Genomic DNA, 16516 nt, shown 5'->3' on the forward strand with positions numbered 1-16516 from the left:
CTCGTATTGGTGGTCGTCCATCTGGTGGAACAGCAGCAGCATCCCGAAGTTGGTTACCGTGTCGTTCCAGCCGCCGTCGGTCGACCGCCGGTCAAGCAGATACGAGAGAGCGTCGTCACGTTCATCTTCGTTTCCCCAAATCTGGTCGGTCAACAGCGCGTAGGAGACGGTGGTTCTGAGATCCGTGGCCCCCTCGAACCGAACCGTCGTGTCCCAATGTGTCAGATCGTCGTCTTCGTACCAAGTGTTGTCGTCCGACAACTCCCGGCGGAGATACGTCTCAGTTCCGTTTATTGCACGCCAGAGGTCGTTCCAGTCAGGTCGGTCATCATCGTCGTTGAAATCGTCATCCCAGAAGTCGTCTTCATCGTCCCAGATCTCACCGCTCGCGGTCCCGACGGGGAGCGTCGACATCGCCCCCACCGATCCGGCAAGGAACCTCCGCCGCGTCGGATTCTGTTTCATGCACAGACACCTCCAATACAGTCACACGACACAGGGGTTGTTTTCGGCTGGCTGTCCCGGTCGACGGCGACGGATTGACGTTTCAAATAACTCATGTGTCACCCTCCATCGGTTCGGCGAGACGAACGACGGTCTCCGAACCGAGTACGTAGCGTTCCCAGACCACAAGCAGGCTCGGGTGGACGTAGACCGCCGTCACGAACGAGTAGACGACGCCCACCGCGAGGACGAACCCGAAGTGCCGCAGCGAGGGCAGCAGTGCGAACGCCAGCACGCCGAAGCCGACGGCCGTCGTGACCGCACTGCTCATCAACGCGCTGCCAGTGCCTGCGATGGTTCGCCGTAGTGCCTCGTCTATGCTCCGGCCGTGCTTCCGTTCGTGCCAATAGCGCTCGCTGACGTGGATGCTGTAGTCGACGCCGATCCCGACCGTAATACTGCCCACCATCGCGGTGATGATGCTGATCGGAATCTCGAGGAGCGCCATCGTTCCGAACAGCCAGATGGCACTCAGCAAGACGGGCACGAGCGTCGTCGGACCGAGCGTCGGACGGCGTTCCTTGAGCCAGAACGCGCCGGTAAGAATCACCAACACGGCGAGGATCGTCACGGCGAGGCTCTGTATCAGCGTCGCCGACAGCCGCGTGTTGAGCTGCTCCTCGACGACGAAGCTCCCGGTTCCGACCGCATCGAGTTCGCCAGCAAACACCGCGACCCCATCGTCTACGGCCGTCGTCGCCGCGCTCCGATCCGCATTGCCGTCGGTGCCGATCTGAATGCTCATCGCGGTGTAGTTGCCCTCGTCGGTCCGGTCGAGGACGCGGCTCGCACGGTCCTCGTCGGCCCGGTAGAAGGCGTTGTAAACCTCCTGGATGTTCCGGTTCGGAATCCCGTCATTGGTCGTATCTGCCCGCTCGAAGGTCTCGTTGAACGACTGGTCCGTCTTAGCGACCGCCTGCATCTCCGACAGCGGAGTGATGATTGCTGGCTCGTCGGTCGCCGACTCGTAGACCGCATCCGAGTCATTGATCTCGTCTCTCGCGTCGTCGACGCGGTCGAGTGCCCCCGGCGTCGCAACATCGCCAGTGACCAGAATGAATCCCTGTCTGTACGGCGGCTGGAAGTCCGCGTAGATATCCGCGCGGTCGGATTTCAGCGAGTACTCGCCGGGTTCGATCGACGCCGGGAGGCTCTCGGTCACCTCGGGTGGGTTGTCACCCATAAACAGCTCCTGATCGGCCGACAGCTCGACGTCGGTCGCAGCATATGCGGCCCCGCCGGTCAGCAACAGCACCGCGACCAGCAGGGCGACCGGCGTCCGCGAGGCGAGCGTCGACCCGCCGTGGAGCAGGTGCTGGGTGGCTCCCCGCGATCCCGGCAGCGAGGGCGTGCTGTCCCAGCCGAAGCGTGTGAGTACCGATGTGAGTTCGAGCTTGAGCGCGGGAATCAGGAGTCCGAAGACGAGCAGCGTCGAGACTATCCCAATCGCGGTGACGATACCGAAATCCCGGAGATCCAACAGCGGGCTGGTGTAGTTCGACAGGAACCCGATCGCCGTCGTCATGGTAATCAGGCCGAGCGCCGGTCCGAGGTCGGTCAGCGCGGTCGACATCGCCTGCCGAACGCCAGCCTTCGAGGCCTGTCGCTCCTCGCGGTAGCGCATCGTGACGTGGAGAGCGAAGTCGACCGACAGGCCGATCAGGATGATCGGGGCGGCGATCATCACTGGGTTGAAGTTGATCCCGAGCCAGCCCATCGCGCCGAGCGTCCAGCATAACGTGGCCACGACACCGACCAACCCGAGGGCGACGTCGGCGACATCACGGTAGGCCAACGAGAGCGCCACCACCACGAACAGCAACACCAGCGGGCCGAGAATACCGAAGCTGTCCTGAATGACGAATTTCTGCTCGTAGTTCACGAGGCCCGTGCCGTAGACGTCGTAGTGGTCGGTTTCCTGATCGTAGGCGATCGCGCGCGCATTCCCCTGCGCATTCGAGACCTCGGTCGAGATCTCGGCGGCAGCACTGATCTGTGTCTCGGTCTCCTGTGTGAGAAGCAGCATTCGGCTGTCGGTCGACAGCGAGCCGGGCGAGTAGTCCTCGGGAAGCAGCTGGTAGGCCGCCTGCGTCGCCGCCGAATCGCTGTCGGGATCGAGAACCTCTTCGAGGACGGCCTCAACTTCCCACCGATCCATCGACTCCACCTCGTCGATCTGCTCGTCGAGCGTCGGCGTCGGCCAGTTGTCGGCCGTCGCGCTCGTCTCGACGACGCCCGACTCCTCGTTCCAGCCGACGAGCGTCTGCTCGTCGACCGTTCCGCGGCGGTCGGCCGCGATCGAGGCCTGGGCGACGATGTTGGCGATCCCGAAGGTCGGCTCGTCATCGACGAGCGTCGCGTTGATGCTCTTGTTTTCATAGAGTGCCTGCTGATACCTGAGGCTCCGCAACAGTGCCTCCCGGGACAGCAGGTTCTCCTCATCGTTTCGGATAACGATCGCGGTGGAGGTCGTGTTCACATTGTTGTCGCTGAACCGCTCTTGGATCTCCGCGTTGGCTTCAGCAGCCGCCGTATCCTCCGAGAGGCCGCTGAGAGCCCCCTGCTCCTGAATGTTCCCGAGTCCGAGAGCCAGTCCAGCCGTGAGCACCAGCATCACCACGATGAGCGCCCGGCTGTGATTGGTGATCGCCTCGCCGAGACGGTCGAACATATCCATCAGCGGGCCACCGCCTGTTTCCACCACCTCTTTCGACCGGCCTCCCTATGGCGGGAACTCAGTCGACGAGAAAATTGTCGTCCGAAGCCACTCACAGCACGAAGAGAGTTGTCATCGGTTATTTGTTTCCCCAACATCATTACCCGAGGTTAGCGGTATGTAGTATATGAATATGTTTAAACTCTAAACTAGTTCTAAAATGTTAGCGGATCGGCGGATTGATCTCTGTAGATGTCGGCGCGGTGTCGACCCCAGTAACCAACAAACGATGGACAATCCAGCAAATGTTGGTTAATCCGCGGCGAGCAGAAATTCACAGATATATACGACAGCTCAACTGGAAGCTGATCTTACTCCAAGATGTCGAACACATCGACTGCTTTGTACTCCTTCCCACGTTCTTTCCCAGTCACTTCCTCGATGAGGCCATCCGATTCGAGGTCATCAACGACTTTGTAGGCAGTCCGGCGTGAGACGTCAAGATACTCCACGAGGTCTGGGGCCGTAAAATACGGATACTGGAGTAACTGCCGAGCAAACGTGTCCGTATTTGTGCTGCCGGGGTACTCCTTCTCATACCGGGCTTGGAGATCTCTCAGTCGGTGAGTCCGATCATACGACGTCTCAGCTTGACTTCTGAGTCCTTCGAGGAAGAACGTGAGCCATTCATTCCAGGCCCCGTTCTCGCTCACCGCACGCATCCGCTCGACGTACTCGACTTTGTGCCGATTGAAGTACGCACTCGGATAGATGTATGGACTTTCGAGGTACCCTTCGCTCGCTAAATACAGAATAATGAGTAATCGACCGAGGCGACCATTTCCATCCGAGAAAGGATGGACTGTCTCAAAGAAATAATGAATGATGGCGGCATCGACGAGGGGATGATACTGTCCCCCCATCTGGATATAGGATTCAAGTGATTTCATGAGTCCAGTGAGTCCCTCCGGAGTCGGTGGGACGAACGGACGCTGTCCCGACTGTGGGCTACTGAGATGAACCATATGGTCGCGGAAGTCACCGACGACATCACCCTCGTTTCGGACATCCGCAAGCAACATCGAATGGAGTTCAGTGAGAAGTGAGAGTGTGATCGACGCTCCGCTCTCAATGCTGTTGAGTCCGTATGTGAGTGCACTCTCGTAATTGAGAGCCTCTTTCAGGTCTTTCTTGATTGTCGAGGTATCCCCGCCATCGGGATGCTTTGTGTGGTAGGCTTCGACATCTTGATATGCGACATCTGCCCCTTCGATACGTGCTGACTCGACGGCCTCGATACGTATGAGAGAGGTATACAGAACAGTTGAGAAGTCGACCGTCGAGCTGATGCCGTCGACACGACCGATTTGATATGCTGCATCGGCCACCAGATCGTGTGTCTTCTCGGAGAGTTCAAGCTTCGGCTCTACTGGGAGCGGCTCCGGTGAATAGTATGGATTCGGATGATAGGAGACATATTCTCCCGGTGCACTATCGGGGAGCTCTTTCGTGGGCATTTCTGTGATACCACTATCTGTTTCTATTGGTATAGTTGTTTTTATAGTGGGTATACATAGAAACTGTTCAAGCACGATAGTGAAAGATCAAGGGTGAATAGTATACTTGCGAACGAGAGGCCGACCCCTATGTATAGTGTATTTATATACCAGTATACTAAAGCTGGAGATTTCAGGGCTACTGTATCACGATCGCGCTGCTGTTGCACATCTACTGGTACTCACAGGCAACTTACATAGAACAGTTTGCCGATAGAACATCTGAACTCAACTGGGAAGTTTGACTCAAATAGAATCGTGTTTGGCAGCCAAGCCGTACTCGTTGAGTGCTGCTCGAACAATGAGAATCCGATCTTCGAGATGCTCCCACTCGTTCGCAACCTCCCGACGATCCTCGATCTCGGTTGGATCCTCACAGTCTGCGATACCTGCTCGGAGTTCGCCTGGCGTTTCAACCCCGTATGATGCTTTCCAGTCGGTGATTTTGCTACTCATCGACTCAAGAGCGGAAGTGAGTTCTGAACGGTCGTGTTCGCGCTGGAGTGTGGCGACTTCACGATAGGTCGCCATCAGCTGGTCAACACAATACAGCGTTTGATCGCCTTGCTGGGTCTTCAATAGAACATTGTCCTCAACGAGCTGCTCAAGATATTTTTGTGCAGTCTTCACCGAGACATCTGTCTCACCAGCTATCCAAGATGCACTACGGGGCGTCCGAATCGTTCGTGCGGCCGCACGGACCCGCTCTCCACGTGTCATCGAGTTCTGGAGATCCTCAGAATCTCGATCAGGGTTGTCGGGCATACTCGTATGTTCGACCCGTTAGAACATATATCTACTGTACTGGAAATATAATATCCAGATAAGAGTACCTCGTCAGATATGCCATTCTAATTTCTTAACCAACAGCGTATTGGGACTGCGACCACTGTTGGTTAAAGAGCGTCTGACTAATCACGAAGCTCTGCGACCGATCGGCCAACTTCTCTAACGTGCTCGCTTCGCTCAAGATCGAGTTCCTCAGCGAGGTAGTCGACGGTCTCTTCAAGATCCATACCAAGTGAGAATGAACCAGGGTGTGTAAACGTGCCGGCGGTCAGCCAACCGTACAGGTTTTGCACGAAAGGAGCGGATGCAATTTTCCACAGGATAATCTACTGACTACCCTTCTTGCGAGAGTGTTGTCGACGAGTCAGCAGACAACGAGTCAATCCCGAGTGTCGACAGCGAGCTCTTGAGACTGATCGCGAGCTGGATCGATTCGCGTATCTCCTTGTTGTACTCCCACTCTTCGATTATTGCTAACCGCTCGCGACGATCCTCGCCGGTAAGATCCTCACTACCGATGGTTTGGCGCAGTTCGGTGAGCGAGTCAACCTCGAAGCGTTCCTTCCACCCCTCAATTTCCTCACTGATCGCGTTGAGTTCCTGGGTGAGTTCTGCTAGTGTGTTCTCTTCGGCGAGTTGACGAACTTCTTGAAGGAATTGGGTGACGGTATCTGGTTTGTAGCAGGTGCCGTCGGCTGTTTCGGTCACTTCGAGATCGCCGTGCTCCACCATCCGAGTGAGATACTTCACAGCTGTATCCCGAGAGACGTCTGCCTCGGTGGCGATCCAACCCGCATTCTGTGGCTCAGTCTGTGTCAGCGCAACGTGGCGGACACGTTCTGCTGCATCCACTCCGGAGGGCCACTTCGGTTTGTTCTGACTCACTGGGAGAGTCTTCGCCAGCCATATACTACTAATTTCGTATTAGTATGGAATAGTTAGTATTTGATTGCAAGCGAGTTGAGGGGCTGAGTAGTAGGTGACACTATTGGTCAACGCTATTTCGCCCTCCAAGAAGGGACACATCGCAAAACAAATTGGGCCGGTATCCGCTGAGTGTTCGTTGATATATCAACCGGATAGATTAATCTCCAGATGGCCTTTCGGCCAGAGAGAGCCACCGGCGTTTGCACCGTTGTACCTACCCTTTCTTTGGAGTATTTTAGAGGTACAGAGGGGTTCACCACGGCTGCAGATCAGCCGAGAGGCCCGTCGGGCACTTCTCTGTTCGTTTTGATGACCCCGACGCAATCACGAAAAAGTTGATGTGGCTAATTGTGCCCGACGAGGGGTTGAAACGCCTATAATCAGCCAAATTAAGCTAAGTGAAAGAGAATCACGAGAAAGACTGATCGACTCTCAAATCAGACTCAAACGCGATTAGAAGATCAAAACATCCTATTCTGCAAATACCGGCAGTTAGAGGCTCTGAGAAGTGCCCGACGGATTCTGCAATCAAGGTATTCCGGTCTCACAACGAAAACATGCAAATTCTGGTATGTGATCCAACAGGGTCAGAACTCACTCCCAGTCAAATCCGACTCATCCAACTGGGCATACATCTCATCTGGGAAGGGGAGACTTCCCCAGATCGAGTGTGGACATTGGTCTTCGCCGATGCAATACCGCTGCATGTCATCGTTGCCACAGTTCATCGGAAGCGGTGTGTTTCCACCAATTGTATTCGAAAATTCATAGCGCAGCTGATAGTCCGTAACCTGCTCGTCATACCAAGACCAGCGAGAAAAGACGTCTTTGAGATCCTCCACAATGGTATCCAAATCACTCTCTTGGTACTGCGGGAGCCACATCACCATCCGAGCGAAATTGTAGAGGTCTTTCCGGACGGGTTTCTGTTCAGCAAGTCGCTCAGCCATGTTCGCCATGCAAGGCAGCTCGAAGAGATCCTCGATTGCATCGACAGTAATGGGCTGAACGCTACCTGTTGACTGCTGAATCCGATAGTGGTTGGTATTGCCCTCCTTTCGAATCGTGAGGCTTCGATGCTCACGATGTGAACCGAGAATATTCCCAAGGCTTCGTGGACTAGAGATCCGGCTACAGACGGTTCGCTTCCACTCTGCATCCGGTTCGTAAGCATCCATTGCATCGTAGAGAGCGTTCGCTGAATAGAACTCACCGAGTACAACGGTCTCATCTGGAGCATCTCGAATTGCGTCTCGAAGCACACGAATTGTCCGTTCACCGGGATCCCAGTTTCGCCAAATACGCTCGTTGTGTCCGGTTTCGATAAAGCGATCAATACGCTCCGTAATCGCCGTCTCGTTGGTCGTCAGCCATGTCAGTTGATCTTCTGAGAGGTTGTTCTCGTGAACCCACAGCAGTTTCTTGAACGCACGTTTGGCGTACTCTCGATACTTGGTATCGAAATCGCTGACCGGAACGTAGAGTCGATTGTTCTTCACCTGAGTGAGTAACTCACCGGACTCGCCGCTTTCACTCTCGGCACGAACGAGACATTTTCGAGAGGCAGCAGCCATCGGAATTTCGAGATACAGCCCCTCACCAAATTCTGGCATTTCTGTTATTGCCGTACAGACACGTCCGGGATGTGGGCCGTCTTCTCCGGGATCTTTCGAATACAGTACCTCGGCAATATCCTGTTGGAGGCTTGCCTCACCGAATTCTCGAAGGAGCGACGAGAGATTGTTGACATAGAGCTCTCGAATATCGTAGAGCACCTGAATGGTACGGGGTGGTACATCCTCGAATTTCGGATGGCCCTTGACACAGATTCCGCTCAGTGTCGCAAGAACAGCCAAAATCCCCGGTTCATCGACGAAGGGCTCCGCTGCAGCGTCAGTTCTACGCTTTTTGTTGAACGCTGCCGTGCCGAACCGTTCGAGGTCGTCCAACAGGTCTTCTGGTCGGTCGTTCCCATCGACAATATAGCGGTCATAGCCTCGCGTGAACAGTTGGTTGATGCGTGTCTTGCTGGATTCGAGCGGAAGTGCAGCAACTCGGTAGGCATCACTCTCATCATCAGCAGGCGTCGACATACTCATTGGAGAACCTCTGGCGTCGCAGCTCGAATATCGAAATTCGGGCTCTCGATTGGCTGAACAACACTACACACATCAGCGTGCAAAGAATAGGGGAGACGGGCAACACGCCGGCGGTCAGCGGTTACTACTGGATCGATTGGGATCTCATAGGTTTCCTGCAAGAGGTCATTCAGCACCTCTCGGCTCTTCGCGTCGTATCGGTTGGCCAAATCGGTATCAAGCAGATAGATATGAACTCCTTGACCGCTGTAGACAACCATCGTCTCCTCGGCGTTGAAATCGTCCTGGAAGATATCCCGAACTGCAAACCCATACTCGATACTACGCTCAACATCCTCGAATGCATACGGATAGCCTGCTGGATCGGCCTCTAGAATCCCTGCACGGTTCAGGAGAGCCTCAGAGTCTACTTCACCAACGTCGTCTCCGACTGCTTGTGCTGCTCGTTGTCGGGCTATCTCTTTAGCATCGATATCGACGAGCAGTACCCACGGCCGCTCCCAGTGATCGAGCGCATAATACACGGCATCAGGACTGGGTGCAGGCTTCTCAAGTAGATCGGGATCAGCGAGGGCGAACTGACTCTTTCCGAGTGGATCATTCCGAGCCGGGTGGCGAATGAATTTGACGACATCCCCGAACTCGTTGAATGCGGCTTTTGTGCGATCTCCCGAGGAATTCGTCTGCCATGTATCCCGACGAATGAAGTCCTTCGCCGGGACTCCATCTTTCCGGACTGGGTGTGGCTCCCGAAATGCAAGGGCATACTGCTTCGGCCCACGCGACGTAATGAACGATGGGAGCTGGTCAACATACGAGGGGAACGCCTCTGTGTAGTAGGTATAGATCTCCTCGCGTGTCGCCTGTCGCCACGTCATTGGTTGAACTCCTTGTCGAGATTGTTGAAGCTGCGAATCGTCGTCAACCCCGGTGCAGCTAACTCCTCGACAGCCTCACGAATGTCGCTGAATGAGCGCGCTGTGCGGCCACTGACGCTACTCTCGATACGGTCGGCCTCAGCTAACCAATCTAATACTTCGACGGCCGTCTCCCGCCGATTGAATGCCCAGATAGCCTTTGCATCCACCTTACTCTGCTTGTCGTAGTCCTCAACGGGCGCATGTCTGTTATTGCTCGCAAGTTCCGCTTCGCCGACCCAGATGAGTGTTCCCTCGGTATCGAAGCCAGCAATGTCGAAGACCGTCTCATCGTCATATTGGTAGTAGCGTTTGACCGTCGCAACGTCGTCTTGAGCATCTAACCATCGTTCAAGCAGCCTCACACCAACCTTGTGTGGGGTTTTCTCGCCGATATCTCCCACATCAGGACCGACTTTGAGTTTCTCGCCGAGTAGTTCTCGTCCTGCCGGCAGGACAGTGTAGTACTTCCGCCCACAAGCTCGCCCTTCATCCACCAGAGACTGCTCAACGAGCCGTTGAATGTCGAGATCTTCGAACTCGTTTTTGAACGAACTCATTGAGTCCAATAGCGTGTACTCCGTCGATTCACCATTCATTACCGCAAGAACACGAGTCAGAAACCGCACGTCGTCGTGAGTAAGCCCACGTTGGTTGAGTTCTTCATCAGAGACAGTTCCACCACCGGCTTTGATTGGTGAGGATGACCTTTCCGCCACAGGGAATGAATCCGCCTCTGTTGGAGGCGTTGTCGGCTCTGGGTGAGCCGTGGGCGCAACCATCGACTCAGTAGGATCAGTGCTTGTCTCATGGTCGTCATTGATATCTGAACGTGTGGTCGCCTGCCCAATGAACGAGGATTCCTTCGGCTCAGCAGCGACGGTCGAATTCGGGGGGCTGGCAGTTCTATTAGCGGATGTGCTTCCCCATCCTTCATCTTCGGACGAAGCTGACGTATCGGGATTCTTTGTAAGGCCATAGCGAGCCTCAGTGAGCCGCCGTAATCGCGGTAGTGCAACGGTCTCAAAGTGATCTGCTTGTTCGTCAGTAAGCGGCTCGTCGCTCTCTGGGTGGCCAGCGGCTATTGGCAATGGCTTCACTGAGAATGGCGATGGCCCTGTCTCGCCAAACGACGGACTCGGTAACTGGGCGATCCACTCACCACTGGGGAGCGTATTGATCCGGTTTCGCAGATCCGTCGGGCTCAAATCCTCATGGGCAAGCGACCTGGCGAGATCGGCTTCTATCGAGATGTTCCCGATAAGCTTCGTCTTGATATTGTTGAGTACCTCGTCGTAGGCCCGCTGACTCCGATTTCGAACCTGCCCCGGAAACTGCATGACGAGGCCCATGCTGAGACCGAATGACCGACCTTGTGGTAGCAACTGTTCGGAAACGAGTTTTGTTGACGCAACAGGAGCAGCTTCTTCGATGATGAGGTTGGTGAGTTTCTCGTAGCTCTTCTTCCCATCACGCCGGCGTAGCTGAACTGCATCCCAGAGGTTGCTCAACAGCAACAGCGTAATCACCCGCTGTGCTTCTGGACGAATATCCCCCAAGTCAAACAGAATCGTAACGTCCTCCTCAAGGATGTCACGGAAGTCGAAATGAGTATCGACGTACTCGCCGCTGTCATCTCGGTGGGGTGCATGACTGAAGATGCGCCGAAGGTGGGTATCCTCTCGGAGCTTATCGAGGCGATTCCCCACGGCGTCCATCGACAGTTGGAACTGGCGGTCGTCTTTCGCAAAATGCCGCGTCAGCGATTCCTCGACATTCTGATTAGCCCCACTGACTGGTGGCACAATACGCTCTCGTTGCATATCGAGAACCGCCTCGAAGAGGTCGTCAAGCCCAAAGACGTCAGTACCGTACTCGCTATCGAAGAGGGCCTTGATCAGGTAGCTTTGAATCTCGTTGGCGACAAACGCTTGGCCGTACTGCTCACGACCCATGATCATCCGCATGATATCGTGAAAGTGGTCAACTTTGTCCTGGACTGCATCCTCGCGATTGCGTCCTGCTTCGAGAGCTGGCCGGATATCGAAAAACGAGAACGCTGGCAGCGTCTCGGGGACACGGAACTGGTAGACATCATCCAAGCCATCGAACCGCTCGTAGTGACATCGGAGGTAATTCAGGCACATACCGTCGCCCTTCGGATCGACGATCACGACAGGCCCGCCAGTTGTTTCTCGCAGCGAGAGGGCGTCGTTGATGATCGCCTTTGATTTGCCACCACCAGTTGACGCAAATCGACCGAAATGTGTCGTCAAGAGCTCTGGTGGGACACGAATCGGATCGGAGATAGAAGCACCATTCTGATCGAGAGCATAGCCAATAGCCATGCCCTCTTGGAACTGCTGAATTAAATCCGGATTGGGCCACGGGAGCGGATTTCGACTTTGCTGTTCGGCACGAGTTCCTCGTGTCCCCTCGACTGTGAGCTGCTCTGAGGAAGGAATGACGACAAAGTTGGCGAGTTCCGTACTACCCAATACGAAGTCGGGACGGGCCTTACCACGACCAGTGACGAGCTCGCGGTCAAGGATTCGGCTGAGCGTAGCCCGTGCGTTCTTCTCTTTTGTCTTCGTACGAAGCCCACGAGAGCGGATTCGTTGCCCTTCGACTTCGTAAAACGGGCCGTCCACGGGATCGAATACCGAACAGAGTGAATCCATCTTATTTGAGAGGTCAGCAGCCGTCACGTCGCTAGGAGGAATGCCGATTGCCCGGATATTGGCTGTAAACGAACGCTTCGAATTTTTCGCATCAAGATACTCGATCCGCTTTGCAACAGACTCGGTAAGCTGTTTTTCATCCCGCCGCTGATCGTTGATCTCAAAAATCGAGCCGAAGATCTCTTGGGAGAACGTGTCTCGCCCATCAATCAAATCCTCTCTTCGAATTCCAGCATCCGCCTGCCAGCCGTTTCGACGTTGGAAGACAACTTGAAACGCCACGGGAGCGGCGGCCTCGATCATGTGGTCGATGAGTGACGCCAGCGGACTGCCCGCGTGATCGACAGCCGGCAGTGCTTCCGTTGCGTCTCCAGAGGGAAACGGTGTTAACGAGGTCATCCAGTCTTTCTTCCGGGTAGCAGATCCACACCATCGCACCCCCATTGGTGAGACATCCTCTATGGCAGGACGGGCGAGAATAGTTCCATCCGATGTTACTGTTGGCTTTTCGAGTGAAAAGAGCGAACCCTCAGTAGGGATTCCACTTGGCGGTGCAAGCTTGAGTTCGATATCATCGATCTCGATTGAATGATCGAAACGTGAACTGGCTGCCGTTCCACCATCTACAATTGGAAATTCTTCAGTTGCTTCACGCTGATCTTGTTCGTCAATTTCCAACAGTTCATCGTCAGCGAATTCGTACAGCAATCGGCCCCGCTTATAATGGTCTCTGAATTCAGCTCTGGAGAATTCGACCGGCTGAATGAGTCGTGATTCCACATCCAGTTCAACTCGTTCAATGTCGAAGGTCTGGGGATAGATCGAATGAAGACGCTTTTCCAACGTATCAAGATGATCCTCAACCCCATAATAGAACTCGACTGGTTCATCTTGTCCATCACTGAGTGCGAGAAACTCGAATCGAAGGGGTATCTCTGCATGCAGTGGGTTCAACTTCTGAGTGAGACCTGTTGAACCAGCTGTCGTCAGTTTGTGCAGGCTCTCGAAAACTCGTGGAATGCCTTCGGGACTGAGATCTTCAGATGTGGGCGTCACACGGAGGTACTCACGCATCGTCCTCACCCTCCAGTGTCCCTCCATCTGGCTTCGGAGGTGCGACATCTGCTTTTTGACTATCCCCATTGGTTGATTGCGTGTCTAACTGCTCTCCGAATCGCTCAGTATCCGCCTCGATAGAACCCTCACCAGCACCGGGGAGCGTTGACCAGCCGTTGCTCGGATCGAAGTCGATGACTTGCTTTTCGTTCGCCATTGCTTCGACCCGAATGCCACGCCATTCACCATCGACGCCGACGAGGGCTTCCGAAAAGCCAGCCTCCTCGTTCCCGGGAACGGCATCCTGTACGTAGCGCATCTGGGCGTAATTCAGCCCGAATTCAGCAGCCCACTCATCGTCCATCCCATCGAGGCGATGGAACTGCTTGACCGCACACTGATCCAATATTGCCTCCGATTCCGCATGCTCGAAGAACTCATCGACAGTCTGCGTAACAAGTCGAATCGAGAGGTCATGGTGCCGGTGATGCCGGAAGACGGTCTCCAAGAATGAGAGACTCGCAGCGTCCTGCATGATGTAGCGAGCCTCGTCGATAACGAAGACCACCTCTTTGTCCGTCTCCTTAGCCCGCTCGTAGACAAGCGAGATGAGCAACTGCATCGTGAGTGCGGTGCTGCTGTCGACGCTGCCTTCCTGTTGGGCAAGATCGAGGTAGATTACCTTCTCGTCGCGGATGTCGAACTCGGAGGCTTTGCCGAGATTCGCATGTCGACCATCTTCTTCGAAGGGGCGAAGCTGATCGAGGAGCCATGTTGCGTCGTCGCGGATCTTCCCGGCCTCTTCATCCGAACGAACGACAAACTCCTCAGGGTTGTCGATCATCTCTTCGAAGAGATCCATCATCGTTCGGATCGTCGGACTCGGATTCCCGTGTGTCGAGATGTCGTCGGTGATCTCGTTGCGTCTGTAGGCGCGCTTGAGGCCCAACTCTAGCGTTGTTCGGCGATCACCAAGTGAGATGCCACGGAGGGCAAAGAAGTTCGTCAGGAAGCTCATGGCGTCGTCGAGCTTCTCGTTGAACGGACTCGCATCCTCGCCCATCGCCCGTTGGACGTGATCGGGCGTCTGGCGGATTTCCAAGGGATTCAATCCAAGCGTCCCCCCAACCGTGATTCGTTTTGCATCAAGAGCCTCGGAGACGCCAGCCCAGTTATTCAGCGGTTCAAGGATGATGCCGATCCGGTCTTTGCTCTGTTCGATAGAGCGAATGAAATTCTGCTTCGAGCCAAATGACTTCCCTGAACCGGTATCGCCCACCGTGAACATCGCATACCCGTTATCGCGAGCAAACGGGTCGATGACGACCGGACTCTGGTTGTCCTTGTGAATGCCGAACTCTACTCCGCCCTCTTCGAGGATCGTCGCATTGTGTGGTGAAGCCAGCAAGGCACCGACAGCTCCACCGAGAGCGATTGAATCACGACCGAAGCGATTGGCTCCGATCGGTGCGGCTGATTGCAAGGCGAGATCCTGCCGACAGATGGCTGTCTTTGGCGTGAGATTCGCCGGCTCATCTCGGAGCGCGCTTTTGACTTTCCGGACAGCATCCTCCAGATCTTCTTTATTCGATCCTCGAACCGTCACGAAGAGTGCTTGACCAAAGACGCTCGCACCATTCTCGACGGCTTTGTAGGTCTGTGCGGCCTCGTTGGCTCGCTCTTGAAGATATGATCCTCGAATACTCTGTTCGAGATCTGCGTCTACTTGCAGGTCATCCGCGATATCTTGGAGCTCATTCCGGGCGCGCTGTTGGTTCTTTGGCGTTACATGCGTCGTCAGATCGAATTCGACATCAGTCAACTCGAACAGATCGCTCAGATACCCATCACTTGGATAATCAGCATAATCAGCAATATACAGCGTTGATGTCCACTGCTCGCCGACATGGGCCGCTCGGGTATTCCATTCGATGGCCGCCGGCGCGGTCACCGTTTTGTGTGATTCCGAGATGTCATCCAATAGTTGGCCCTCGACTGCACCAGCTTCAAGCGTCTCTTCATCCAGGAGATCGCTGAACTCGACTTCGGGCTCGTCCTCACTGGTATATTTCTTCCAGATGAGTACCCCAGCACCAACACCGACGAGGATCACGAGATATACTAGTGCGCCCTCTGTTGTCGTAGGATTCTGAAGATACTCAGTAAGTTGAGCCAGTAGCACCAGAGAGGACTGCAAAACCACGCTATTCATCGGCTGCATCCTCCCGGCGTGCGTGGTTGATAATCGGCTGTTGTCGAATCACATCGGCGGCATCGCCGTGATCGTGCCCGCGGCCGTTCCAGAAGTCCATATTCAACACGAACAACTCAACAGTGCTGAGCCGGCGAGCAGACCACCCAGAGGCCTGTTGGATGAATCCCGTCTGGAGGTCATTTACCCGACTATCAAGCTTCTCGAACATCTTCACGCGGCGTTCGACATCGGTGAAGTCCTCTCGGCGCGTCACAAACGGGTTGAACAGAAATCCAATGACTGGAATCCCAGTCAGTTTCTCGGCTGGGGTCCCCTCATCGCGGAATCGATCATAGATCTCCAACGGCGTCACCTCGACACCGAGGTAATATCGCATCTGTTGGGTTCCCCGATCGCGCATTTCGCGGGGCCGTGTCTCTTGGTATTCTTCAAGCAGTTCGCGAAAAACCGTATTCTCCGTTACATCGTCATCACTGAGCCGCGCTTCGATGGTCTCAGTGATTTGTTCCACTGGAAACGCACGGGTTGTCGCATGTAGCTTAAGTTTGGAGTCGAGTTCTTTATTGGCAAATCCCTCGCCCGCTTCTTGCAGCTGTGCCCAATCATCCGACATGGCGAAATCCATATTCCCAGGATCGATCTCGATGAACGCTTCCATCGTCCCGTCGGCACGTTGGATCGCACCAGCTCCCGGCCATGCCCGTTCGATATTAGTCAAATCCTGCGTTCGTTCGTCGGGCTTGAACGGTGAGTAGTTGGCGAGCCCACCCTCATTACGGACTGTCTCATTCGTGTCAGCGTCTGCTTCGAGTGGAGCATTGAACGTCACTCGGGGGCGTTTGACGTATCGATAGACGTCTTTTGTCCACGTCCATGCATTCACGTGATCGGGTGTCACGTAGATCACTGCAAATCCCAAGCCGAGTCCGCCAACCACGAAGGGGAGAGCAAGTGAGTCAACCCCGATGAGGCCGGCGATGAGAAGGCCGATAATCGGAAAGGCGATCAGTACGCCAACGTCGCCTTCCTCGATGTTGAGATAGGGAATACGGCTTTCGTCGCCGAACTGGTCCATGATCCGCCGTGCTGCTGCGTCTTGATCCATTAGTGTGAGTC

General features: G+C 54.9%; 10 protein-coding genes. All 10 read right to left on the reverse strand.

Annotated elements, in window-relative coordinates; all coding sequences use genetic code 11:
• Window positions 1-465 (reverse strand): hypothetical protein (locus EGH24_RS12030; protein ID WP_221886738.1); only part of this gene is annotated, 465 nt, incomplete at its 3' end.
• A 91-nt stretch (window positions 466-556) separates the two neighbouring features.
• Complete coding sequence (locus EGH24_RS12035; RefSeq protein WP_142980390.1) at window positions 557-3181, reverse strand: efflux RND transporter permease subunit; 2625 nt, start codon at window positions 3179-3181, stop codon at window positions 557-559.
• Between the two features lie 350 nt (window positions 3182-3531).
• Window positions 3532-4677: a Fic family protein gene (locus EGH24_RS12040; RefSeq protein ID WP_142980391.1), complete on the reverse strand. Its 1146-nt coding sequence runs from the start codon at window positions 4675-4677 to the stop codon at window positions 3532-3534.
• A gap of 285 nt (window positions 4678-4962) precedes the next feature.
• Entirely contained in the window at window positions 4963-5481 is a 519-nt protein-coding gene (locus EGH24_RS12045; protein WP_246057983.1) for a DUF7342 family protein, read from the reverse strand.
• Between the two features lie 357 nt (window positions 5482-5838).
• Window positions 5839-6390: a DUF7342 family protein gene (locus tag EGH24_RS12050; RefSeq protein ID WP_246057985.1), complete on the reverse strand. Its 552-nt coding sequence runs from the start codon at window positions 6388-6390 to the stop codon at window positions 5839-5841.
• A 629-nt stretch (window positions 6391-7019) separates the two neighbouring features.
• Complete coding sequence (locus EGH24_RS12055) at window positions 7020-8531, reverse strand: primase-associated protein (RefSeq protein WP_142980392.1); 1512 nt, start codon at window positions 8529-8531, stop codon at window positions 7020-7022.
• Window positions 8528-9409: a DNA primase gene (locus EGH24_RS12060; RefSeq protein ID WP_142980393.1), complete on the reverse strand. Its 882-nt coding sequence runs from the start codon at window positions 9407-9409 to the stop codon at window positions 8528-8530. Before EGH24_RS12060 ends, EGH24_RS12055 begins: the two co-directional genes overlap by 4 nt.
• Window positions 9406-13203, reverse strand: coding sequence for an ATP-binding protein (locus EGH24_RS12065; RefSeq protein WP_142980394.1), 3798 nt, complete (start codon window positions 13201-13203; stop codon window positions 9406-9408). The genes EGH24_RS12060 and EGH24_RS12065 overlap by 4 nt, the downstream gene beginning before the upstream one ends.
• Entirely contained in the window at window positions 13196-15397 is a 2202-nt protein-coding gene (locus tag EGH24_RS12070) for a VirB4 family type IV secretion system protein (RefSeq protein ID WP_142980395.1), read from the reverse strand. The genes EGH24_RS12065 and EGH24_RS12070 overlap by 8 nt, the downstream gene beginning before the upstream one ends.
• Complete coding sequence (locus EGH24_RS12075) at window positions 15390-16505, reverse strand: hypothetical protein (protein WP_142980396.1); 1116 nt, start codon at window positions 16503-16505, stop codon at window positions 15390-15392. Before EGH24_RS12075 ends, EGH24_RS12070 begins: the two co-directional genes overlap by 8 nt.
• Window positions 16506-16516 lie beyond the last annotated feature (11 nt).

The sequence above is a fragment of the Halonotius terrestris genome (assembly GCF_006861665.1).
In the GTDB taxonomy this organism is placed as follows: Archaea; Halobacteriota; Halobacteria; order Halobacteriales; family Haloferacaceae; genus Halonotius; species Halonotius terrestris.